General features: G+C 49.6%; 21 protein-coding genes and 1 tRNA gene. 13 read left to right on the forward strand and 9 right to left on the reverse strand.

What is annotated here, in order from left to right; genetic code table 11:
* Window positions 1-8: 8 nt before the first annotated feature.
* The gene (locus ACOQPM_RS10015; RefSeq protein ID WP_420629117.1) at window positions 9-2,438 is read right to left on the reverse strand and encodes a hypothetical protein; all 2,430 of its coding nucleotides are present in this window, start codon (window positions 2,436-2,438) and stop codon (window positions 9-11) included.
* Between the two features lie 382 nt (window positions 2,439-2,820).
* Between ACOQPM_RS10015 and ACOQPM_RS10020 the strand changes: the two genes are divergently transcribed.
* Window positions 2,821-3,636 (forward strand): hypothetical protein, encoded by an 816-nt coding sequence (locus ACOQPM_RS10020; protein WP_420629118.1) that lies wholly within the window; start codon window positions 2,821-2,823, stop codon window positions 3,634-3,636.
* A gap of 105 nt (window positions 3,637-3,741) precedes the next feature.
* Here ACOQPM_RS10020 and ACOQPM_RS10025 read toward each other — a convergent pair whose 3' ends face one another.
* Entirely contained in the window at window positions 3,742-4,692 is a 951-nt protein-coding gene (locus ACOQPM_RS10025) for a LysM peptidoglycan-binding domain-containing protein (RefSeq protein WP_420629119.1), read from the reverse strand.
* A gap of 109 nt (window positions 4,693-4,801) precedes the next feature.
* Between ACOQPM_RS10025 and ACOQPM_RS10030 the strand changes: the two genes are divergently transcribed.
* Entirely contained in the window at window positions 4,802-5,449 is a 648-nt protein-coding gene (locus ACOQPM_RS10030) for a hypothetical protein (protein WP_420629120.1), read from the forward strand.
* On the opposite strand, the gene ACOQPM_RS10035 is transcribed toward ACOQPM_RS10030, so the two are convergent.
* Entirely contained in the window at window positions 5,426-6,160 is a 735-nt protein-coding gene (locus tag ACOQPM_RS10035; RefSeq protein ID WP_420629121.1) for a tryptophan-rich sensory protein, read from the reverse strand. The two genes, ACOQPM_RS10030 and ACOQPM_RS10035, sit on opposite strands and share 24 nt — an antisense overlap.
* Window positions 6,161-6,541: 381 nt before the next feature.
* Between ACOQPM_RS10035 and ACOQPM_RS10040 the strand changes: the two genes are divergently transcribed.
* Window positions 6,542-7,864, forward strand: a complete 1,323-nt coding sequence (locus tag ACOQPM_RS10040; RefSeq protein ID WP_420629122.1) for a hypothetical protein — start codon at window positions 6,542-6,544, stop codon at window positions 7,862-7,864.
* Window positions 7,865-7,899: 35 nt separating this feature from the next.
* On the opposite strand, the gene ACOQPM_RS10045 is transcribed toward ACOQPM_RS10040, so the two are convergent.
* A complete protein-coding gene (locus ACOQPM_RS10045) occupies window positions 7,900-8,958 on the reverse strand; it encodes a molybdopterin-dependent oxidoreductase (protein WP_420629123.1) in 1,059 nt (352 codons plus the stop codon).
* A 146-nt stretch (window positions 8,959-9,104) separates the two neighbouring features.
* Between ACOQPM_RS10045 and ACOQPM_RS10050 the strand changes: the two genes are divergently transcribed.
* A complete protein-coding gene (locus ACOQPM_RS10050; RefSeq protein ID WP_420629124.1) occupies window positions 9,105-9,653 on the forward strand; it encodes a PadR family transcriptional regulator in 549 nt (182 codons plus the stop codon).
* A 37-nt stretch (window positions 9,654-9,690) separates the two neighbouring features.
* Here the strand turns inward: ACOQPM_RS10050 and ACOQPM_RS10055 are convergent, their stop codons facing one another.
* From ACOQPM_RS10055 to ACOQPM_RS10070, 4 genes are all read right to left on the reverse strand, one after another.
* Entirely contained in the window at window positions 9,691-10,404 is a 714-nt protein-coding gene (locus ACOQPM_RS10055) for a hypothetical protein (RefSeq protein ID WP_420629125.1), read from the reverse strand.
* Between the two features lie 282 nt (window positions 10,405-10,686).
* Complete coding sequence (locus tag ACOQPM_RS10060; protein ID WP_420629126.1) at window positions 10,687-12,063, reverse strand: vWA domain-containing protein; 1,377 nt, start codon at window positions 12,061-12,063, stop codon at window positions 10,687-10,689.
* 62 nt (window positions 12,064-12,125) lie between these two features.
* On the reverse strand, window positions 12,126-13,055 hold the full coding sequence (locus ACOQPM_RS10065) for an AAA family ATPase (RefSeq protein ID WP_420629127.1): 930 nt from the start codon (window positions 13,053-13,055) through the stop codon (window positions 12,126-12,128).
* Window positions 13,056-13,220: 165 nt separating this feature from the next.
* Window positions 13,221-14,099: a GNAT family N-acetyltransferase gene (locus tag ACOQPM_RS10070; RefSeq protein WP_420629128.1), complete on the reverse strand. Its 879-nt coding sequence runs from the start codon at window positions 14,097-14,099 to the stop codon at window positions 13,221-13,223.
* Window positions 14,100-14,157: 58 nt separating this feature from the next.
* Here ACOQPM_RS10070 and ACOQPM_RS10075 point away from each other — a divergent pair.
* Window positions 14,158-14,230: transfer RNA gene (locus ACOQPM_RS10075), tRNA-Glu, on the forward strand.
* Window positions 14,231-14,293: 63 nt separating this feature from the next.
* Here ACOQPM_RS10075 and ACOQPM_RS10080 read toward each other — a convergent pair.
* Window positions 14,294-17,071, reverse strand: a complete 2,778-nt coding sequence (locus ACOQPM_RS10080) for a PEP/pyruvate-binding domain-containing protein (RefSeq protein ID WP_420629129.1) — start codon at window positions 17,069-17,071, stop codon at window positions 14,294-14,296.
* A 194-nt stretch (window positions 17,072-17,265) separates the two neighbouring features.
* On the opposite strand from ACOQPM_RS10080, the gene ACOQPM_RS10085 reads away from it, so the two are divergent.
* The 8 genes from ACOQPM_RS10085 to ACOQPM_RS10120 all read left to right on the forward strand — a co-directional run bounded on the left by ACOQPM_RS10085 (window position 17,266) and on the right by ACOQPM_RS10120 (window position 23,298).
* Window positions 17,266-17,634: a DUF6713 family protein gene (locus ACOQPM_RS10085; RefSeq protein WP_420629131.1), complete on the forward strand. Its 369-nt coding sequence runs from the start codon at window positions 17,266-17,268 to the stop codon at window positions 17,632-17,634.
* Window positions 17,635-17,737: 103 nt separating this feature from the next.
* Window positions 17,738-18,778: an LLM class F420-dependent oxidoreductase gene (locus tag ACOQPM_RS10090; protein ID WP_420629132.1), complete on the forward strand. Its 1,041-nt coding sequence runs from the start codon at window positions 17,738-17,740 to the stop codon at window positions 18,776-18,778.
* Window positions 18,779-18,886: 108 nt separating this feature from the next.
* Window positions 18,887-19,093, forward strand: coding sequence for a type II toxin-antitoxin system HicB family antitoxin (locus ACOQPM_RS10095; protein ID WP_420629133.1), 207 nt, complete (start codon window positions 18,887-18,889; stop codon window positions 19,091-19,093).
* A complete protein-coding gene (locus tag ACOQPM_RS10100; RefSeq protein WP_420629134.1) occupies window positions 19,090-20,067 on the forward strand; it encodes a hypothetical protein in 978 nt (325 codons plus the stop codon). The genes ACOQPM_RS10095 and ACOQPM_RS10100 overlap by 4 nt, the downstream gene beginning before the upstream one ends.
* A gap of 9 nt (window positions 20,068-20,076) precedes the next feature.
* A complete protein-coding gene (locus ACOQPM_RS10105; protein WP_420629135.1) occupies window positions 20,077-20,298 on the forward strand; it encodes a type II toxin-antitoxin system HicA family toxin in 222 nt (73 codons plus the stop codon).
* On the forward strand, window positions 20,295-21,983 hold the full coding sequence (locus ACOQPM_RS10110; RefSeq protein ID WP_420629136.1) for an elongator complex protein 3: 1,689 nt from the start codon (window positions 20,295-20,297) through the stop codon (window positions 21,981-21,983). The genes ACOQPM_RS10105 and ACOQPM_RS10110 overlap by 4 nt, the downstream gene beginning before the upstream one ends.
* Window positions 21,984-22,309: 326 nt before the next feature.
* The gene (locus ACOQPM_RS10115; protein WP_420629137.1) at window positions 22,310-22,915 is read left to right on the forward strand and encodes a YiiX/YebB-like N1pC/P60 family cysteine hydrolase; all 606 of its coding nucleotides are present in this window, start codon (window positions 22,310-22,312) and stop codon (window positions 22,913-22,915) included.
* A complete protein-coding gene (locus ACOQPM_RS10120; RefSeq protein WP_420629138.1) occupies window positions 22,912-23,298 on the forward strand; it encodes a DUF4878 domain-containing protein in 387 nt (128 codons plus the stop codon). Before ACOQPM_RS10115 ends, ACOQPM_RS10120 begins: the two co-directional genes overlap by 4 nt.
* Window positions 23,299-23,413: the final 115 nt, after the last annotated feature.

The following is a 23,413-nucleotide window of genomic DNA, read 5'->3' on the forward strand; positions in this document are numbered from 1 at the left end:
CAAGCTCTTTATTTTCGCAAGATTAAAGGTAAAAATTGTATATCCCCGACAAATGTTTGAAATTCAACTGAGTTATTCGATAAAGCTAGTTCAGGTGTAGAAGAGTTGATTTCAACTCGCGTTTCCAAAGTTATTCCGGTGCTAACAGATTCTTTAACTGCTGTTGAAACTTGAATTGATGAAGCACCAGAATTTGCCAATAAATCCCCGACATTCCATGTCAAGACGTTTCCATTCACAGTTGGAGATATAGATGCGCTGGTAAATTCTAAGGAAGGTGGCAAAGTCATAGTTATCTCGGCTGCTTCTGCGTCAAGGTTTGTTTCATTCTCAAAATTTATTTCGTATAATATTTCTTCGCCAGGGAGGGTAGCCAAATCACCATGCAGTGATACCCAAATGTTTGGATAAGCTGAGCTTATTGTAACTTCATCCACATAAATTTGATGATCTGGAACTTCATTCGCTATTGAAACAGTTATTGTCTCTCCCGACCATTGACTGAGGTCTATCCAGCTATGTTCCCAAAATGAGAGATCTGAAATAAAAAATGTATCTTGTGTCGATTCCCCCCATATTGAAACGATTAGGTCATAATCTGAAGAGCCAACCGGTCCAGATACAAAGGATAATGTAGGATAAGTCATATCAAGCGGTATTGTTACTGTTTGAGAGATAGCACGTATAGAATCGTTAAACAAAATTGATTGCATTCCACTGTGAAATATTCCGGTTGAAGGAGATGAATGTGTTCCCTCGACTGTCCAAGCTAGCGACAAATCATTATTCTCAAACCCCCAATCTGCAATAAGGTTATCAGCACTTGGAAGATATACATCTGCACTTGCCCTAGCATATCTGGTAGGATACTCAGTCTCAGGTAGCGATAAATAACCACTTTCCACATTTGACCAACTTGCAAATTGATCAACCGTTTCAGCAAAATAGAAAGTTTGCAAATTTCCTTCAGGATTCTTTATAGTATGCAACAGATTATCGGCAACTATCTGTGTAGATTCTAAATAATTTCCCCGATTGTCCTGAGTTGTTGCTTCAAGAACCCATTCGTAAACCAAAAATTTGTATTCAGGTTGACTGGGCCACGGTTCAAAATTTTGTGCCCAATCATAAGCTCTGCCGCGAAATTCAAACCAACCGTAACGATAATCCTCCTTGTGATATGGAAGAAAGTTTCCACATTGATCTTGTATGTAGGAAAAATATTGCCAATCCTCTCCTTCTCCTCGATATTCTACTTCAATTGCAGCAAAATCTGAGCCACCGGTTTCATAAACAAACCAACATGTTCCATAGTTTATTGAATTGTCCTTCTCATCTCGCTGAATAAAATCAGGGGCAAAGTTTATGACACTGAATGGGGCTTGTGCATCAATCGTTTGTACATCTGGGTGCCAATCTGTGTTTCCACCATGAAATGTAGATGAATAGGATGTACTTGGATAATTATTTTGAAACCCAACATAGCTTGCAATTGCTTCAGTCCAATACCAGGAACCTTGATACTGGATAAAGGATATTTCTGTAAATGCGATAACAGCTCCCCCAAACCAACTTCTTACCCAAGCATCAACTTGTCCAGGGGGATCGAAATATTCACGCTGATCTGATCCATCTACATTCATCACCCAAATATCTTGCCAACCATCTCCATCCCCATCAGCATCATATGCAATATATTTCCCATTTGGAGACCAAGTTGGATTGAGGCTGTATGGTTGATTTGAAAGCTGTAATTGCCCTTCGCCTGTTTCAGAATCCATAACAAAAATTCGGTATCCCCCAGTTCTATTTGAAACAAATGCAATTTTCGTGCCATCGGGCGACCAAGATGGAGTGCCTTCATATGCGCTGTTCGTTGTTAAACGAGTTTGCCCAGTTCCATTTTTATTCATCATGTATATTTCGGCCTGACCGTCTCGATAAGCCTGAAACGCAATTCTTGTACCATCAAAAGACCAGGTGGGGTTTACATCATCTGTGGAATTGAAGGTGAGTTGTTTTAGGTTTGACCCATCTGGATTAACAGAATAAATTTCATAATCGCCATCTCTATTTGAGGCAAAAATGATAGACGTAGTACCACGATTGAATCTTGGATGAATATCTGACTTGGCATGATTTGTAATTCTCTGTTCTTCATTGCCAACTGTATTCATTGTGTAAACTTCCCAATTGCCATCTCTGTATGTTTGCAAGACTATTTCCCCCCAACTTACAATATTGGGAACATCTGGCCGCAGCTCTTCTTCGGCACTTATCGAAGTTTCTAAAAAACGCATAGGCTCAAAACTTTCAGGGTCTAATCGCGGAGGAATTGCGGATTCGTCACCTTGAGCTTCCAAATTTGATTTTAAGAAAACAGCAACAAAAACGATAAGGAAGGAAAAAACAAAGGATTTCAAGATACGATTTTTCATTATAATTCTCCAAACTGGCACAAAAATTTCTTCAAAAGCAAAGTGCTATGAAAATAATGTAACAGAAACAAGGATATTATAGAAAATTATTGAGTTCAATTTGAGAACAGACAATTCTATATTGTCACATTTTGTAGGTGATAATGTTCACAGGTTGAGATAGTGCTTTTTAGCTTACTCTCCAAGCTAAGAGTCGCTAATGACTGACTGAATTGAAGCACTGTACCTTGTCACCTTACTATATACAATAGCCTCATTCCATATTTGTTATTGGTACTTCAAAAATTATCAAAACCAATGAAAGATTTCGGATCGGATTGTGATCGGTTGCCTGGTAGAATGTGGATCAGTTATTTGATTTGCAAGCAAATTTGGAGAAGGCATGATTGAAAATGATCTGAACAAGGGTGTGGGGAAGCCGCTGATTGTGGCGGGGCTGGGTGATGTGGGGGCGCAGCTGGACCGCTGCTTTTTGCCGCTGGGCTTGCAGCCGGGGTCACTGTTTGGCGGGCGTAAATATTTTGGGGAGATTAACGGCCGTTCCTACGAAATCTCCATCGCCACCCGCACCCGCAACCGATACGTCACTGGTTCCATCAGCTACCGCAAATTTACCGGGCTGTGGCTGAGCATTTCTGTCACGACCCCGGTAATGAGCCGCCTGATGCTGGGGCAGCCACGCGGTTTGGCGCGGCGGTTTGTAGGATTTATGCAGCGTTTTTGGGGCAATCGCCCGGTGGAAAATGTGCCCACTCTGGTTGAGAACTTTATCGCCTTTGCCCACGACCCCGCCTGGTTGGAGGACTTCTTAGCAGATACGGCCGTTCAATCCCATCTCATCCTCCTCATGAACAACCCCACCTTGCCCCCCGGAGCGGCCGTGTCCTTCAGTCCCGGAAAACTAAATAGTTTGGACAGCGAAGCGTATGTCGGCAGGTGGCAGTGGAGCACCCCCGCCATGCCCAACGACTTCACCCCAGAAGCGGCCCGGCAATGGGTTAGCGCCCTCGCCCATTTGGCTGCGCTGGCTGAGAAATCACCACCGGGAACGGCCGTACAGCCTACCTGGCTAGAGAAACAAAATCCTAGAACGGCCGCTTTCCTCATGGTTAGCATCTTCTTATTTGGCATCCCACTTCTGCTGGCGGCCTGCTGCATTCTCCCCGCCCTGATACTGATTATTATTAGCGGCATTTAATGGAAAAATTAAGTTTGAGTGGCAATTTTGCAACGAATTGACGCGAATTAGCACGAATGTTTAATTTGCGAAAATTCGCGCTAATTCGAGCAAATAACATGTATGTTAACCGCCAAATGTGGTGCAGTATAAATTATTCTCTTCGTTGGCTTCGGTAATTGCGCCGCGGCTGTCTACGGAGATGCAAACAGTGCAGTCGGGATCATAACAGCTATCTCCGAGCGGACTGCTAAGGGTGAGCGTTGTGCCTCCACCTGGCCCAAGACCCTCCATCACTCCCACAATGACTACCGACTGTTGTGGGTCAAGCCGCACTAGCACGTCGAAAGAATCCGATACGGCCGTTCCCACATTCCTCACTGCCAGCGTTACGGTTGTGACACATTCGTCGTCACAACTTGTATCAACGACGGGCCAATCGCGTGTGTCGTTGATGAGGTCAGGCAAAGCCACTTCTTCCGTAACGGTGATGGTTGGCGTTACGGTGACCGGCGTTACTTCGACGATTGGCTCGGCGGTTTCCTCCACAAAAAATGGTGGCAGCCAGATGCGGCTGTAGGCCATTAGCTGGCCATACAGGCAGTTGGCCTGCTGGATGTTGGCGATGGTGGTGCCGCTCCAGCGGGCTAATGAGTAAAGTGTATTGCCGGGCTGTACCGTGTACAGTTGCCAGTCCGCCGGAACCTGGCCACAGGTGGAAACGGCCGTATCCGCTGGAACCTCTTTATTCACATTGCCACCATCGTCTTCACCCTCCACCACGGGTGTTGCGTCCACTTTGGCTTCCGTTGCGGGCGTGGGCGGTACGGTGGGCGTATTTGTGGGCAGCGGTGTTTCTGTGGGTTCCGGTTGCGTTTTGGGCGCAACGGCCGTCATCGTGGCAAAAATTGATTCAATTGAATCGGCTACATTTCCCTGCGGTTGCTGGCGGCTATCAATCTCGCGATCAATCACTTCCAGGGCAAACATGCCGGTGATCACCGCCAACGAGACGGGGATCAGCACGTAGCGGATCGCCCATTTGAGAATATTTTCCTGGTTTTCATCTGTAGACATCTTTTTCCTCCCAATACAGCTACAATTAACAAACACAAAACGCGCGTAATATTGAACGAGGAAACGGCCGTATTTCCGGTGAGCAAACCATCATAATTAAGGAAAACCAATGCCCAAACAAAACCGCATTACGCCAGAAGGTGACATTATTGCCACCCCGGCCCGAGGGCTGTTCATGGGGAATCGGGGAATTTTACACAATGCTCAGCAAGAAATTGTAATGCCTTACGCCCACAAAGCATGGATTATTTGCCAACTTCAATTTAAGGGACGGCGGCGCAAGCTCATGCAGCCAGGGCGCTACACCGAGCTTTTTTTCCTGGACGAGGCGACGGCGCTAGCAGCGGGACATCGCCCATGCTTTGAATGCCGTCGTGCTGCGGCAAATGCTTTTCGGGAAGCGTGGCTGTTGGGGAACAATGTGGAGCCACCGCTGAAAACGGCCGAAATGGATGCCACTCTCCATGCCGAACGGATGACGGAAGATTTTTACAAGAAAAACAAGAAGAAGCGCACGTTTACGGCCGTTCTAAAAGAGCTTCCCAACGGCACTTTTATTTTGTGGCGGGAACGGCCGTATCTCGTTTGGGAAGATGCTCTTTTCCGCTGGCAGCCAGATAGTTACGATGAAGCAGTCAGCCGCCCGAAGTTAGACCAGGTAACAACAATAACGCCGCCATCAACTGTGGCGGCGTTAGCAAAAGGGTATGTTCCTAAACTGCACCCGTCCATATTAGGCAGGTTGCGTTCGGGTTGAGATGGGTAATTTTGCTTCACGGGTGCGCCAGTAGCCCACCAGCGCCAGAATTAAGATGAGAGCGGCGGCGATAACGGCCGTATTCGCCACAATCGGCACACCACTATTGGCTGCCCGGATGCCAAACAATGCCCAAATCAGCACGCCCGCGTAAGATAGATTACGACGGTTGAACAGCAGTAGCCCAACCACAACTACCGCCACGCCCATCATGATGGCCGCCCAAGTTGGTTCGGCAATGCCTAAGCCATCCCAGCCTAAATAGTTAAGCACGCTGGCTACGTTGGCAATCGTTGCCACTGTAATCCAGCCGAGATAAATGCTGAATGGGAATTGCACCAACAGCTTGTTTGCCAAAGACGAGTTCGGGGCTGGCTGACCAATTTTCAGGCGTCGGTAAATGGTAATGAGCGTTACCAAAATGGATACCATAAAAAAGATTGAGAGCGCATAAAATCCGTAATGCCAGGCAAACAGCCAGGCGATGTTGACCACGCTGCTGAGTGCAAACCAGTAGCCAATTTGTGTCAAGAAAGGCTTGTGCCGATTTGATGGCAACGCCTGGTAAATGATGAAGCCCAGCAAAGCTAAATAGATGACGCTCCAAATGGAGAACGTATAGGCAGCGGGCGTGAAGTACGACGGGAGTGCATCTGAAATTTCACCGGGCGTACGGCCGTTTAGCGGCAGCAGATTTGATAAAAAATTCATAATAAGTACCGCAACAAATGCTGCGATATTGACAGCTTGCACAATTTTTGGAGAGATATTTTTTGTATTCATGCCCGCATTGTACAGAATTTTACTAGATTTGTCAAGGTTTTGTCTAGAAATTGATGCGCGGAACGCCATTGAAGGCTGTCGCCAGTGCGAATGGCGTTCACCCCGCCTAAATGGGCACAAGTCTCAAAATAGTTACCAGGCCAGCCCACTCCCGAATAGCTTGTAGCTGCTCCTCATCTATGCAAATAACAGCAATTTGGATGATTGGTGCTATTCTTCATGCCGAAACGATTATAATTGTAAGGTGATTTTTAGAGGCGTTTCGCTAAAAATTGGACAGTTGCATTCAGTTTGTTGGAGGATTTTTCAATGAAGAAATTTACATGCCTGATTATTACTTGTTGTTTATTCTTACTGATGGGGTGTCAGGAAGCGCCTGCGGCCGAAATTGCTGGGGCAACCGAGCAACCGGATGTGGTGCCCACAGAGACGGCCGTTCCGCCAACCAACACAGCCGTCCCAACCGAAACCGCGACGCTTACGGCCGTTCCCACCGAAACCAACACCCCCACGCCAGAACCCACAGCCACCAACACCGCTGCCCCCACAGAAACACCCACTACCGAACCAACGGCCACAAATACTGCCACGGCAACGCCAACAGAGATGCCAGCTACGGCCACCACCGCTCCGCCAGCACCCGTCTCTGCTCCGCCGCCAGCCCCAGCACCGGCTGGCCCCAATTTGCTTGTTAATCCCGGCTTCGAGCTTGGTGGGGAACCGTGGGAAGCTCATCATGCTGGCCCAACGATTCAACATTTCTACGGAGCTGGAGACAATCCACAGTTTGTTCATTCAGGCCAAATGGCGGCTTTCCAACTAGGGCCAACCTCAAGCACGACGTTTCACAATATTTATTATCAAGTAGTCAGCACAAATGTAACGCCCGGCGCCACTTACCGTGCCGGGGCGTGGGTGAAAATATGGTCTAGCAGTGGGGAAGATCGTACTATCTCTGAAAACCCCGGCGATTTTAGTGCGCGTCTTTGTATAAACACATTCGGCGAAGGCGATCCCAATTCCGCAAAAAGTTTTTGTACGGGCTTTGTGAGACCCTTGGACGCATGGCAATTCATATCGGTAGATGCTATTGCAGAGAGCGAGCGACTTTCCATTTTGTTGGTAAGTCAATATGTTGGCCCTAATTCTCCCGCTCACAATGAAGCTATCTGGGATGATGCCACTTTGGGGACAGCACCTTCGTCTGCAACGGCTACACCTAATCCTGTATCTAATGATCCCGTACGGCCGAATCCCATTGCCTTTAGCCCCACAGCCCTGCGCGACAGTATGAATGGCGTCCGCTCGACTATTGAGCAGGCGGGCGGTTTGCTGGACAGGCTGTTCAATGGCGAAAACCAGACCTGCGTCGAATACCAGGGCTACTACGATGATGCCATCCGCAGTGCCACCTACAGCGGCGTACCGGATGATTGGGCAGGCATCTACAACGACTACATCTTTGCCGTTGAGAACTTCCTGGCAACCAATGAAAGCATCAACGCTTTGTGCGACGGCGGTGGCGGAGGGCTTAGTGGTTTAAACTATGGCGTGGCACGGACCGGCATCAACGACAGCTTGAATCGCTTGATTCCGGCCATCGAAGCAGCCAATGCCAAACTAGGGGGATAAGCCTAATTGAACTCAGATAGTTGGTGGTGCTTGCTTTAGCGGATAGAAATAGGATGCGCCAAAATTTGGCCTATTGAATCCAAAACCACAATCTCAGACAGCCACTTCACCCAAAACGTGCCGCGGCGTGAAGGGACAACCGCCCGTGCCGGGGCACCGTGCCAATGAGAAAGCGGCTCACCACCCACATGCGTGCTCACCAAAATCTGGTTGGCTTCTTCAAGGGTAAACACTTGCGAATACCCTGTTACCGAGGTGAGCCGAACCGCAATCGCCTCCTCATTGATTTCTGCTTCCGCCAAGAGCGTTTCTAGCGGAATGCCACCCCAATTTTGAATAGTCCACCAGCCGTTGGTGCAATCCAGCACCGCTTCAGTCTCTTGGTAGGTATAATCTGAGAGCTTTGTGGTGGATAGATTGAATTTGTTCCTAACTGCGCCGCTGACCTTTAGCTGCCATTTTTCTGCATCGATTGTTGGGGCTCTTTCGCTAGTGATGGGGAAGTCGTTGCCGCTAAAGGCACCCTGTTGGCGCGAACCCGTGATAAGCCGTGGGGATACGGCCGTTGCCCGAAAATTAGCCAACGCTTCTGCCAGTCGCCAGCCAATCAGCCCCACCGTGCCCAAACCAAGCAAATGCAAAGCTGCGCGCCGGGAGGTAAAATCCGCTCTTTTGGGGCGTGGCCAACGCCGCCAAGTGTGAATTGCAAAGGGAATAAGTAAAATTAGCGCCAAAATCCAATGCCACCAAAGCAGTCGTTGGCCGAAGGCCGTCTGTTCGCCAATTTGCCACGTCCACAGCAAGGCCAGGATGACGGCCATTATAGCCAATGTTGCCAGCAGCAAGGAGATGGCCACCACAATGTTGCGATCCGGCCGTTTGCCCAAACCCCGGCGCAGCGAACGCCACGAGATGACCACCTTCCAGGGAAGTAAAGCCAGCAACGCCCAGGAAGCAATGCGGTGAATCTCAACAATCCAGCCGCCACTGACCCAAATGAAGCTGTACAGGCCAGTTAGTGTAAGAATGAGCACGGCTGCCAGGATAGCAATATTGGTAAATCTAAAAACTGTGGCTTTCATTTTTCTTGGCATTGTTTGTTTCCAGAAAGTGCAGGTTGTCGAATTGCAGTTATTAACTTACGATATGGACAGTATAGGTTAAATGGCAATATTGACATTGTCAATATTAAAATAGTACCTAATAATGTCATTGCCGTCAAGATCAAGAGGAAAAAACCATGACGCTAAAGTATGCAATTTTGGGTTTCTTAGAGTTTGAACCACTGTCAGGATATGATCTCAAGACGCGCTATTTTGATGGCTCGGTTGGGAATTTTTTCCCGGCAAATCAAAAACAAATTTACCGAACCCTGGAGCGTTTGGAGGAAGAAGGGTGGGTAGTTAGCAATCTGGAAATACAAACAGGCCGACCAAATCGGCGAGAATATCAGATTACCCTTGCGGGCCAAAACGCGCTGCAAAATTGGTTGCGCCAGTCGTATTCACTCAAACCAGTTCAGGTTCCTTTTTTGGTTCAGCTTTATTTTATGCGAAACATTGCGCCGGAAGACGTTTTGAGCGTATTGGCGGATCAGGTTCGCCAACATCAAATGCAGCTCGCTTATTACCATGATGTTGCTCTTCCGGCAGTTGATGATCCCACGGTTGATCTTGAACAGAAGTATGGTGCGCTGACGCTGGACTTTGGGATACGGTTTGAGCGGATGCAAATTGAATGGCTGGAAAGGGCTATTGAGACCGTGTCACAATCATTGCTGAAAGAGTAAAGTGACCGTTACGGCTTGCTTCATAAGGAAAAAATTGTTAACGGCCGTATTCACCTCGTACAGCATGATCCGTGATGTTCAAGTACGTTTCTAGTGCCTGTTCAACAAACAAGCCGTGCTCAGATGAGTCCAGACCAGATAACAATTTCTGATGGGTTCCCTTTTTAAGAATCACATGAACTTCAAAACTCCCTGACCACGTATTTCGCCTGAACCTAGAGCGGTTTTCTTTCGTGTAAAGCTGCACAATATGTGATGGTTCGTAACGTTTGTTGCCCCACCAGGGCAATGGTCCATGCTGTACGGAAAGCTGTCCATAATTTACCGTTACGACAGTTTTGTTGAGATAGCCAGTGAGAACATAGTAAATCAGTGCCAATCCCACCCAAAAGTGAGGCAAAATTAGAAGTGGCAATAAGGAAGCGAAAGAAGGCAGTTCGCCGCTGTCTGCAAAAAAGAACGCCCCGCCAAAGCCGAATAGGATAATGCCATTCCAGAAAAGGGCGAAGAGCGTCATTGGCACAATATACCAACTGAACCAACGCCAGTGCAGGGTAAGATCCGTGCCTGAATTTTCTACTCGGACTTTTTCTGGTTGGGGAGCATCCAGTTTGGCGGGGGTAGTTGGCGTGTCTAGCCGATCTGCAAAGCTAAATACCGAATGGCAACGATTGCATTTTGCTATCATGCGATCCAGATTCATATTTTCGGACAGGATTTCTGTGCCACATTTGGGACAATTGAGTTTCATGATTCTATATTCCTCTATTCTCAAGCAAAACAAGACGACCGTACACACGCAGCCGCCATCATACACGAAGAAAACACACTATTAGGCTTTCAGGCTCAAGGGGATGAGTTATGAATCATGACCTGCCTCCACCGGGACAGCTTGCTAAATAGCCACGAATGTTGTCCCTGAACAGTCGCGTTGCATATCTTTATTACGTTGATTATAGCGCAAAGTTGTACCAACCTCACAGTTTCTTGCTGCGCCCAAAAGCGCGATAAGAAATCGCGGCTACGGATTGTTTTAGGCGTCGGCAAGGAGGCGGTCTACGGCCGTTGCCAACTGCGCTAAATTTCGCACTACACTAACCGAATCACAGACCGGGTAATATTCCAGCATGTCGCTGTCGCCAGTGCCCCACTGCCGCTGGTATTCCGGGTTGAACCAAACCAGCTTCTTGGCGCGACGCTGCAAATCTTTCATCAGGTCAATGCGCGGGGAGTTGTAATTGTTGCGCCCATCCCCCAAAATGACGACGGTGGTACGGCCGTCCACCGCATCCATAAACTTTTTGCTAAATGTATTCAGGCTGTTGCCCAAATCGGTGGCGTAGTAGCCGGGGGGAATGTCGTACAGCACCTTTGTCACCGCATCGGCGGCGCGGCTGCCAGAGAGCGTGACGCTAATTTCCAGCATGTCAGAATTAAAGGCAAAGCTGCGCGCTTTGGCCACCTGGTCTTGCAGTTCGTAGGTGAGCCGCAGCATAAATTCGGCCACTGCCCGCATCGAAGTAGACACATCGCAAATGAGTACCAAACTGGGCTTGAGCTTTTTCTTTTTGAATTTTAGCTCAATCGGCACGCCCCCATTTTTCTGGTTGGCGCGGATGGTGCTTTTGGAGTCGAATTTGCCCTTGTTGCCCCGCTTGCGCCGCAGAGCCGCCCGGCTACGCATCTGCGTAACCAGTCGCTGAACCTCTTTGCGTAGCTGGTTAGCGTCCTCTTCCGTTAGAGATTGCAGGGGCTTGTTCATGAGGTCGGAACCGTGCAGATCGTCGGCGCGGTTGGCGCGCTGCTCGGCAATTTGCTGCCCCACTTGCTGGGCTACCTGCTCGGCCAACGCTTCGCGGTTGGCTTCCACCACGCCCATCAGCTTTTCGATGGCTTCTTGGCTCATGCCCATCTCTTGCAGCTTTTCGTAAAGCTGCTGCATTTGCTCTTCCAGGTGGGCAAAACCCATCTGCTGCAACATGCGGCGCGATACCCAGCGGGCTTCTTGCGGATTGTTGGCCCACTCCACCCCGGCGCGGCGAGCCATCTCTTCCAGCTCTTCTTTGGTGGGACCATCGCCGCTAGAGAGCCAGTCTAGTAGTTGCTGCATACGGCCGCTTAACGCACTCAATGCCATCTCCAGCATCTGTTGTTCATCAGGGCTCATATCATCCAGAGCATTTTGCAGTGGGGGGCCGCCGCTGCCAAAGTAGAGCGGGAACAGTTCCTCGAAGGCGGCAAAATCGTCTGACTCTTTGATGAGCGTGGCGCGTAGCGAGGAACGGAACACCTCTTTATTGGTGATGCCTAGCTCTTCAACCGCGTGCAGCGCATCCACCGATTCTGCTAGTGACACACGTACGCCTGCAGCGCGTAAGCCTCGTATAAACTCTACAATTCTGTTATCCATCTGCTTTCTCCGAAAGCCGGTATTCAGTTTGACTACTGGTTCACTGATTACTGAATACGAACTTACCGATTATAACGGCCGTATCGTCCCCCATCGTCGCCGCCCATCATGCGGCGGGCTTTTTGCACATCGGCCTCATACTTTAGCAGCACCGTGAGCGTGTTGGTGAGCGTCTTTTCGTCAATTGAATCTGCATTGAGCGTCACCAGGGCACGCGCCCAATCTAGCGTCTCGCTAATGCTGGGCATTTTGCGTAAATCCATGTTGCGTAGCTGGTTGACAACGGCGACGGCCTGCTCGGCTAGTTCTGGCTTGAGGTCTGGCACCTTGAGGCGCACAATTTCCAATTCCGCATTTTGGGTAGGGTAATCCACGTGCAGGTAGAGGCAGCGGCGTTTGAGTGCTTCGCTGAGTTCGCGGGTGTTGTTGCTGGTGAGCAGCACCATTGGCTGGTGCTTGGCCGTAATCGTGCCCAATTCCGGCACGCTCACTTGAAAATCGCTGAGCACTTCCAGCAAAAAGGCTTCAAACTCTACATCGGCGCGATCAATTTCATCAATCAGCAGCACAACGGGTTCATCTGAGGTGAGGGCGGTGAGCAGGGGGCGGGGGAGTAAGAAGTTTTCGGAGAAAAAGACATCTTCTTCTTTGGCGAGCCTTCCGGCGGCTTCTGCTAGGGTGGTAACATCCCCCAAGACGTTGCGAAGCGTGTCACGCAGCAATTGCGTGTACAGCATCTGCTTGGCGTACTCCCATTCGTACAGTGCTTTGCTTTCGTCCAGCCCTTCATAACATTGCAGGCGAATAAGCGGCATTCCGGTAGCCAGTGCCCACACTTTGGCGAGCTCTGTTTTGCCTACGCCCGCAGGCCCTTCGGCCAAAATAGGCTTGCAAAGTGAATGCGCCAAATAAACGACAGTGCCAATTTCTTCAGAGGCGATGTACTGCTGTTGGCCTAATCGTTGGCGTACATCGGCAATATCTTTGAACATGCTGTTTTCTCCATTTTTAACTTGCAGAGACAATCGGTTATCGGGCATCCGTAATCGGTATACGGGTCAACGACCACGGATTACTGATAACTGCTTACCGATTACTGATACAAGGTTCATTGTAAGATGGTTTGGGTTAATCGTAAAGATGGTTCTAGGGAACGCTCATGTTGACTGGATGGTATAGGTGAGGCTGTAACTGCTGCTAACGTGACGAAAGCCGACGCTTTGGTAAAGGTGAACAGCCGTCTCATTATTTGCCCATACACCTAAAGAAACTGTTTGGAATTCCCGATTTTTCAGGCTTTGCAGGACGGTGGTGAGGAGGAAACGGCCGTGGCCCACGCCTTGCTTCTCACGCACAATGCCAATTGGTTCAATGAAGGCCGTCTTACGTTCAGGAAAATGCAGCCAAGCAAAGCCGATGACTTCGTCGTCGGTTGCCAATATCCACAATTCGTCTGCTGATTGCCAACTGGCGGCAATTTCGGCGGCACTGTACGGTTGGAACCAGGGCGTGCGGGCAAAGCAGCGACTGTAAAGGTTGGGCAGGGTGCGAACGGCCGTTTCCCGATTTAGCTGTCTTACTGTGCCTCGTTGAGCAGGCTGGAGCAGGGTCGCGTTAGGCAGATTGTGTAGCTGCATTGTCCACTCTTCATGATCCAACTCAAATTGATGATGGCGCAAAAAGTGGGCGGCGGGTGTTTCTAACTGTTCGGTGGTGTAAGTGATTTGGTGAACGGCCGTTCCCATTACATCCGCCCGCATTGCCTGCCACAAAAAGCTGCCTGCCCCTCGCCGCTGAAATTGTGGCACGATGCCGCCCGTCAGCTCGAACAGGTGGGGCAAACCGGGTAGCGGCAGCAGTGCTGCGTAGCCGATGGGTTGGTTTTGTTGGGCGAGGGTCCAGAAACGGCCGTTTGTTTGCTGGGTAAGAATTGCTTGGATAGGCTGGGTTGGTTGAGAAACGGCCGTGGCAATTGCTTGCAGCGGATCAACATCGCTGAATTTAGGCGGGCGCACCAACCAGTTGGCAGTATTCATACCGAATTATACAAACTTCTTGACCCAACTGCCGCAGAATGATAAAATTTCGCCCGTTGCCCCTATCGTCTAGGGGACTAGGACGTAGCCCTTTCAAGGCTAAGACCGGAGTTCGAATCTCCGTAGGGGCACAGCCAAAAAACCAGCCAATCGGCTGGTTTTTTTGTTTCATGACATCCCTCAACCAAAAGAACCTATTTTCGTCTTCGCCACCAAATCAAGCCAGCAATAAACCCAGCAATGACGGCCATAAGCACTTTGCGCCGCTTGGCAGCCGCCTGTTGCTCAGCTTGCTTTTGCGCTAGCCGCCTTTGCTCTTCAACAGGGTCAAATTCATCAACAAGGGTGACCGTACCAGCATCCCCGTCAACTTTGAGCATCGTGCCAGTTTTGATGCGTTCGGTTGCGACACCCGTACCCATCACGGCCGGAATGCCATATTCACGAGCCACGATGGAGCCGTGTGCCAATGCGCCGCCTACGTCCGTGACCAACCCAATTGCCTGAGAAAAGAGCGGTGTCCACGCCGGAGTCGTGGTTGTACAAACCAAGATTGTGCCAGGTTGCATTTTGTCGAAATCAGCGGCGGAATGAATGACCGTAGCGGGAGCCGTAACTTGGCCTGTGCTGACTGCATAGCCACGCAAAATTGCGCCTTCGGTAGCAGAGTTGTGGGGTGTGGGATCAAACATTGAAAGATCGAATGGCCCCATCTTGAGGCTACCGCGAGGGGGGACTGCTGGTTGTGGCGTGAGCAGCTTGCGGGCTTCGCGCAAGGTGCGCCGCTCTTTTACCCGTTGAGCAAAAGATGGCATGGGTGCTCCGTTAGCACGAGCTGCAATTGCCAAATTGATTTCACTACTATCAAGGTAGTAAATGTCATCTGGCGTGGCGATGGCACCGGCATCAGTAAGGCGTTGGCCCAACTCTTTGGCTAGCTTTCGCAGCGTTGGCCAAGCTGCGCCCATGTAAAACATCACGTTTTCACGGTAGGGGGCATATTTTTTAGTCCACTTCCAGACCCAGCGGAAAATTGACAGCGACAATGGATTGAGCTGCTGCTCTGTCTGGGCGACTAATACATCTCGTTCTTTGGCCATTTTGGCCTGACGAGTGCGGACATCCTGCGCGGGTGGATTTTTAACTAGCGCTTTGAGACTCAGCAAAATGGGGAGCGGGTCTTCTGTTTGGGTTGGTTCGGCAAAGTCTAGATTGTAGATTTGGTGGCCATATTTATTCAGAAATTGCTGAAGGTTATCAAGCACTGGCTGGCCTTCTGGATGTTCGTTTAAGGCTGAAATGAGGGCATTGGCTTCTGTTTTGAGAACCAAATCAGGCAAAGTTTCAGAGTTGCGAATTAGTATGGCGATGGCTTCCATGTCTGCCTGGGCATCCAGCGCTTTGGAATCGAACCCGCGCAAAAAGGCGGCACTGGCGCGGCGCGATTCTGGAAGGGCGTGCCGAATGAGCGGTGATTTCAATAATTTGTCAAAAAATGGGTCTACCAGTCGGGAAAATCCCAGATTTCTGGCGGAGCCGAACCAGTAATAGCCGTCGGCGGCTGCCATGTCGGCGATGCCTTGCAGTAAGGCTTGGTCTGTTTCCTGGGTAAGGTCTTTGGCTTCCCAGTGGGTGATGAGGGCTAGATAGTCGGGCAGCACTTCGCTATCCCAGTCGAAGGCGTTCATGTTGAGAAATTGGGGGAGACGGCCGTAAATCCGCATGATCCCCTTAAAGTCCTCAAAATCCATGGTGAAGCTGCCAGTTGTGTAAGCGTAGCCATTGATGGTGCCAGCAAAGCCGTGGGGAATCATCTTGTTAAAATCAAAAGTGACCCCGCTGATAGATTCCAGAGCTTCCATCAAAAAATTCATGGCGTTGGTAAGCCCCTGCCGCAGATAAAGGTCTTCAAATAGTGGCGAGAGCGGTTGGGGCATATGCTCCACAATTTGGCGGCGCATCCAGACGGTGTTAGGGACAATGGGTTCCCAGACGACATTTTGCAACGGTTCTGGTTTGGGGTCTGGCAGTGAGGTGATGGGGCGGGCTTGCAGGATAGCGATCTCCCCGTTGGCGATGGCCCATTCGATGTCCATAGGCAGGTTGTAGTGGGCTTCGATTTTGGTGGCGAGTTTGGCGAGGGAAACGGCCGTACCCTCATCAAGCACGCGCTGCGTTTGCAGTTCCACAGGCACGGCTTGTTCTTCCGTCCCCGCATCGGTGCGTACGGTCATCACCGCTTTGGTTGTTATCTCGCTGGAGAGAATCTTCCACGTTGCTTTGTCCACAATCAGGCTGTCTGGTGTGACCTGCCCGCTTACAATCGCCTCGCCCAAGCCCCAGGTGGCATTGATGAGCAGTTGATCTCGCTGCCCATTGACCGGGTTGGCTGTAAACAAAATGCCAGAAGCTTCGCCTGGAACGAGTTGCTGCACAACAACGGCCAGACTGACGCTGTTCGGATCAATCGCTTGGCGCAATCGGTAAGCGATTGCGCGGGCAGTCCACAGGCTAGCCCAGCACTTTTTCACGGCCTCCAGCAGGGCGTCTTTGCCTTGCACATTGAGGTAGGTTTCCTGCTGCCCGGCAAAACTGGCATCTGGTAAATCTTCGGCGGTGGCGGATGAACGAACGGCAACAGCCGTTGCTGTGCTGTTCAGATTTTCATAGGCAGTCAAAACCGCTCTGGCAGTCTCTGCAGGAACCTCCGCTGCTAAAAAGAGCTGCTTAATCTTAGCCGAGGCGGCTTCGCCCGATTGCGGATCACTCGCCGAAACTGTGCGCGCAAGTCCCACAATCTGCTGTTGTAAACCGTGTTCTTTCACAAAAGCATCATACGCGGCAGTAGTCAGGACAAATCCTGGCGGGACGGGGAAACCAGCGGCGGTCATTTCGCCCAGGTTGGCACCTTTGCCACCAGCGAGGGGAATATCTTTTTGTCCAAGGGTATGGAACGGAGCAATAACCGTCATGACATTTCACCTTTCAGCATTATCAAAACAGATAATCTGGTAGAGGGGGATCATATGTGATTTTGCTGGAGGTTTCAAGATTATGGGCAAGTAGATGGGGGACCGGCCGTTTTGGCACAAATTGGCATCGCTTTTCATACAAATGGCAGGCTCCATTGGGTAAACTGATACAACATTCACTTTTGGAGGAACCGATGTTTACCAATCCAGACAATCTTTTTTTGCTGATGTTAGCCTTCTTCCTGTGTCATGAACTGGATGCCATTCGCCACCACGAATGGCGGCTATTCGCCTTTATCAACCGCCTGGATGATGAAACTGGCTATGCTATGTTTGCCATGCTGCACATTCCCCTCTTTGCGATTTTCTTGTGGTTTGTGGCCAACCCTGCCCGCTGGTTTTTTGTTGCGGCAGATAGCTTTGCCTTCATCCATCTGGGCTTGCACTGGTGGTTTCGCAGCGATTCCCGCTATGAATTTCAGGGTTTTGTTTCTAGCTTTTTTATTGTTGGAACGGCCGTTTTGGGTGCGGCTCATCTAATCTTGCTGTTTACCACAATCTAGATTCTGTTTTGGCTTTTTTCGTCCCTGACTTACAATTCGCCCATTGGCTAATGCTAAACCATTAACCATTAAAAATTTACCATTAACCATTCTGGAGGGTGTCATGCGTTTAGGAATTATGTTGGGGTATGCCGGACGGCGAATTGAGCTGCCCGTAGAGCTGGTAAAAGAGGCGGATCGACTGGGCGTATACTCGGTTTGGACGGCTGAAGCGTATGGCTCGGATGCCGTGTCGCCGCTGGCCTGGCTGGGGGCGCAAACGCAAAACATTAAGCTGGGCACGGCCATCATGCAGATGCCGGGGCGCACCCCAGCCAACGCTGCCATGACGGCCATGACAATGAATCAACTCAGTAACGGCCGTTTCCTCATGGGTTTAGGTCTCTCAGGCCCGCAGGTTGTGGAGGGCTGGCATGGGGTGAGTTACAAACGGCCGCTTACCCGCACCCGTGAATATGTCAAAATCGTGCGGGACATCTTCAGGCGCGAAGCCCCCGTCACTCATGACGGTAAGCTGTACCAAATTCCCTACACAGGCGAGGACGCCACAGGTCTGGGCAAGCCGCTCAAAAGCACCCTGGAAGCCCAGCCAGACATTCCCATCTACCTGGCCGCCATCGGCCCCCAAAATGTGCAGCTCACCGCCGAAATCGCCGATGGCTGGCTACCCATCTTCTTCTCCCCCAGCAAATACGACGAAATTTACAAGCCCCACATCGAAGCGGGCTTTGCTAAAGCGGGTGGCAATAAGAGCATTAACAATTTTGACATCGCCCCCACCGTCTCCGTCGTGATTCAGGACGATGTGGAGGTGGCCTACAACATGCTGCGCCCCATACTGGCTTTGTACATTGGCGGCATGGGTGCCAAAGGCAAAAACTTTTACACCGATTTAGCCGGACGGTACGGCTACGAAGCGGAAGCCGCCGAAATTCAAGATTTGTACCTGGCGGGCGACAAAGGGATGGCGATGATGAAGGTTCCGGGCGCGCTCATCGACGATGTGGCGCTGGTTGGCCCCCGCGAGCGTATCAAAGAGCGTCTGTCGCTCTGGCTCGACTCCCCCGTCACCACCATGAACCTCACCGTCTTCGACGCTGAAAGCTTGCGCATTATGGTAGAATTGATGGCTGAACTCACTTAATGTTGGGCAAGATTAAAGTCTTGCTCATGAGTGAACAACTTGTGGGTAAGTTGTGGATAATTGACCAAAACTGAATCAAAACACAAGAGTGATGAGTAGGAGATTGCTATGAGACAGGCAATTATTTTTCGAGGTGAAGATGGCTTCTGGGTAGCTGAATGTCCCAGCTTACCGGGCTGCATTAGCCAGGGGGAAACAAGGGAAGAAGTAGTCCAAAACATTCGTGAGGCAATTCAACTGTACATTGAAACCCTTGAGGAAGATGGTCTGGATGTTCCAGATGAGTTGTTTGAGACATTTGTTATCGCAGTATGATGGACGATGTGCCTTTAACTTTAAATAGAACACAAGTCATTCTATCGCTCGCTGATCAATTGTTAAATGCAACGGTCGAACTTGATGAAGCAACAATTGACAGTCAATTTTTATTTCGGTTCGATCCAGTTTGGTATCGTTGGGTAGGGGGTACACGAAGATTAATTTGGTTGCTTGTCGCAAATCAAGATAGGTTTGAACCCCTGACAATGGATGACAATTTGCACTTGCGCTGGTCGCTTCATATTGAAGATAATTTAGGAGTCTCGGTAGGGTGGGATTCTTCAAGTGGATTGACAATCCAAAATGTTGTAAAAAACAGAGACGGTTATGCTCCGTTTAACAAGGATTGGGCTACTCAAGTCTGGGAAATGAGGGATGATAAAGAGACTCAACGGCAAGTCTGGTCAAAAATATGGGGTGAGGCCAATCAAATAAGCAAAATTCACGATGAAATATTTAGGTTAGGCCGAGCATATGGGCTTATACCGCTAGACAGTGAAGCTAAAGATTATTCAGAAAACCAAAAAGAAGTTTTTCATAGCAGAGTGTTTGACTGGGTGTTTTGGGGGCAAATCACACCGGTGTTTCGTTGGCCTATGACACAATTGATAGAAAGTAAAATTGGAGGAGTTACACGTTCATTACGCCCTTTCAAGCTGCCTTTAGGATATTGGGAAGATTTACCTGACGGAGGGAAGGTGTGGATAGCAGAAAAATTTGGCAATACAAAAAGGATTACTCATTTAGTTAGAATTAGGACATGGGCAATATATTACCTAACAAGGCGTGGTGGCGGAAACCGTACAGAACAAGCTGCGGTTAAATTATGGCACCAAGCATTTCCGCAAGGTTTGGTGGATGTTAAACACTTTCGTAGAGAGCGAGATAGATTGTTTGCTAGGGGATCAAAGAAAAACTCCCCAAATGACAGTCTCCATATCGGGCTATCATGGTGGGACGAAAATGAGTAAATTATCCACATGAGTAAATTACCCCAAATTTCAGGCCAAGAGTGTGTTAAGGTATTGCAGAAAGCTGGCTTCTACATTAAGCGACAAAAAGGGAGTCATATTATTTTGCGACGCGATGAACCATTTGCCCAACTGGTAGTCCCAGATCACAAACAACTCGATCGCGGCACTTTGCGAGCGATAATTCGGCAGGCAGACATGTCTGTTGATGAGTTTGTAAATTATTTATGAGCAGGAAAGGATCCCCGGACATTTTAGTGCCGCCAAATGAAGTGCAGGTGCAGGTGGCTGAATGGCAATCCCGCAATGCGCCGGTGCTGCTAGGTGAAGGCCAGGAGCCGATGTTTTTGGAATTGGTAGAGGCGTTATTACGGAAACGGCCGTTAACCTCCAAAAAGTATCAGCGCACCATGCGCACCTACGCTCGCCAAGGCTTACCGTGGCTCTCCAAAAGCAATGTTATCCGCCTTTATGAAGAGCTATGCGAAGCAGGCTGGGCAGAATTTAACCCTGAAGTACGCACCCATCTGCAAATGAAACCAATCCGCAGCCAGGCAGGTGTGACCGTTGTAACCGTACTTACCAAGCCATACCCTTGCCCCGGCAAATGTATCTTCTGCCCCACCGACGTGCGTATGCCCAAAAGCTACCTGCACGATGAACCGGGAGCACAACGTGCCGAACGCCACGGCTTTGACCCCTACGCGCAAACGGCCGCACGCATCCGTGCCCTTGAGCAAATTGGGCACCCCGCCGAAAAAATAGAGCTGCTCATTTTGGGTGGTACCTGGTCCAGCTACCGCCGCGACTACCAGGAATGGTTTGTCAAACGCTGCCTGGATGCCATGAACGAAGAAGATTCAGAAACGCTAGTTGAAGCACAGCAAAAAAACGCTGCTGGCCAGCGGCGCAACGTGGGGCTGGTGGTAGAAACGCGCCAGGATCATGTGGATGTGGACGAACTGCGTTGGCTGCGCTACCTGGGCGTGACCAAGGTGCAGGTGGGCATCCAAAGTTTAGACGAGCGCGTACTTGCGCTCAACAATCGCGGCCACGACGTGCAAAGCACCCGCGACGCCTTCCGCCTGCTGCGATTGGCGGGCTTCAAGATTCACGGCCACTGGATGGCCAATTTACTGGGGGCCACACCGGAAAGCGATGTAGAAGATTTCAGCCGCATCTGGTCAGACAAAGCAATCCGCCCCGACGAACTCAAGCTGTATCCCTGCATGTTGGTGGAAAATGCCGAACTGTACGACTATTGGCAGCGGGGTGAATACCTGCCTTACGACGAAGAGACGCTCACTGAACTGCTCATCGCCTGCAAAGTGCAAGTGCCGCGCACCGTGCGTCTCAATCGCGTCATCCGCGACTTCCCAACCACCAACGTGGTGGCGGGCAACAAAAAGGCCAATCTGCGCCAGATTGCCCTGAACCGCATGGCAGAACGCGGGCTGCGCTGCAACTGCATCCGCTGCCGCGAAGTGCGTCGCCACAAAGTGCAGCGCCGTGATGTGCAGCTTCGCATCGAAGCCTATGAAACGGACGCCACCACGGAGCACTTTCTCAGCTTCGAAACGGCCGATGACAAGCTGGCAGGTTTTTTGCGGCTCTCGCTGCCACATAAAAACATCCCCCATCCACTGCCGGAGCTAGAAGATCATGCTATGATTCGGGAGGTGCATGTGTATGGTCCGGCGCTTAACTTGGGCGAAGATAGCAGCGGCGAGGCGCAGCACATGGGGTTGGGCTCGGAGCTAATCCACAAGGCGAAGGAGATGGCGTGGGAGGCAGGATATGCCAAGATTGCAGTCATCAGCGCTATCGGCACGCGAGAATATTATGCCAAATACCACAGTTTTGAGATGGACGGCTTGTACATGACGGCCGATTTAATAGTAAATGGTGAATTGTAAATAGTTTTATGGCTCAGTGTACAACCAACTCCTTTTAGCGATTTACATAAACAATTGAAAGACTCTTCTAATCTGTCTGGCAATACAAACCCTCTAACCCTCAACCCATCCCATCATTGAATTGACAATTAAATTCGCATTTTTTACAATGTTGGCAGTTTCCAGTACCCATAGTTTGTTGCTTTTCTAGGAAAAGAGTCCAAGCAAAAAATCAATAGACTCAGTATCCTTGCCTAAATCATTAGTTTTACCATTACCAAATAATGTCTCCTTTTAGGTTTATCGTTGGTTTTGTTTCTCGCTTTGCCTTTTTAGGCGTTTTTTGTTTGTTTGCTTTTCATCCCATTGTGGTTGCGCCAACAATTGAAAAAGGGCTGGATTTTTCGATATTGCTTGACCAGTCAGGCTCGCTCAAAAGTGGTGATTTGATTTTTCGCCGAGGTATTGGTGCAGGAAGACGCATTGTCGAATTAGTAGATGAGCAGAGTCAATTTTCGCATGTTGGTTTAATTCAGGTGTTAAATGGGGAAACTTTTGTGATACATGCTATGCCTGAAGCATTGCATGGAGCCGGTTGGGTGCGACAGCAGGCACTCGCTGACTTTTTGTCTGAATCCACGGCCGTTGCCATTTATCGCTTAAAATCAGATTATCAACATCTTGCAGAAACGGCCGTTGCTCAGACAATTCCCTGGATTGACACTGTTCCTTTTGATAATGCTTTTGATTTCTCCTCGCCCGATTCCCTTTACTGTACAGAACTTGTTTGGCTGGCTTACCAACAGGCGGGCATTGATTTGGTTGACGGCCAGTTTGATGAACTTGAACTCCCGTTTCAATTTGATGGTACGTACCTGTTGCCTTCCCGTCTAAGCCAAAGTCCTTATTTACAAACTGTTGTATCCATTCCCAATAATTTGGAGGAAAAATGAAAAAATACACCTTACTATTACTTGTTTTGTTTGGCATGTTCATGCTAACTGGTTGTAGCTCTGGCCCAGGCAAGGTTGTTGAGCGTTTTTTCCAGGCTATAGAAGCAGGAGAGATAACAGAAGCCATTGGTTATCTTTCAAGCGGTGCTGTCCAATCTTTAGGTGAAGATAAATGGCGTGCTTTGCTATCGCAAGGAACAGCTGATATTGAAGCCGATGGCGGCCTGGATAAGATTGATATTATCTCTGAAGAGGTAACTGGGGAAACAGCCGAAGTCGAAGTGGAATTTACTTATGGCAATGGTAATCAGGATTCAGATACCGTAGATCTAATTGAAGAGGATGGTGATTGGAAGATTCATGTAGACCCCTATAGTAAATAGGTCAGCTTGTTTTGTAAGCTATAAGAGTAAGACGGCCGTACAGTTCCAATTAGGCAAAGAAATTCCGCATGAAATGCCTGGGCGGTACGGCCGTTTTGCAACCCCTTACTCAGCT

Origin of the sequence: Candidatus Leptofilum sp. (genome assembly GCF_965223525.1) — a bacterium.
GTDB lineage: Bacteria > Chloroflexota > Anaerolineae > Promineifilales > Promineifilaceae > Leptofilum.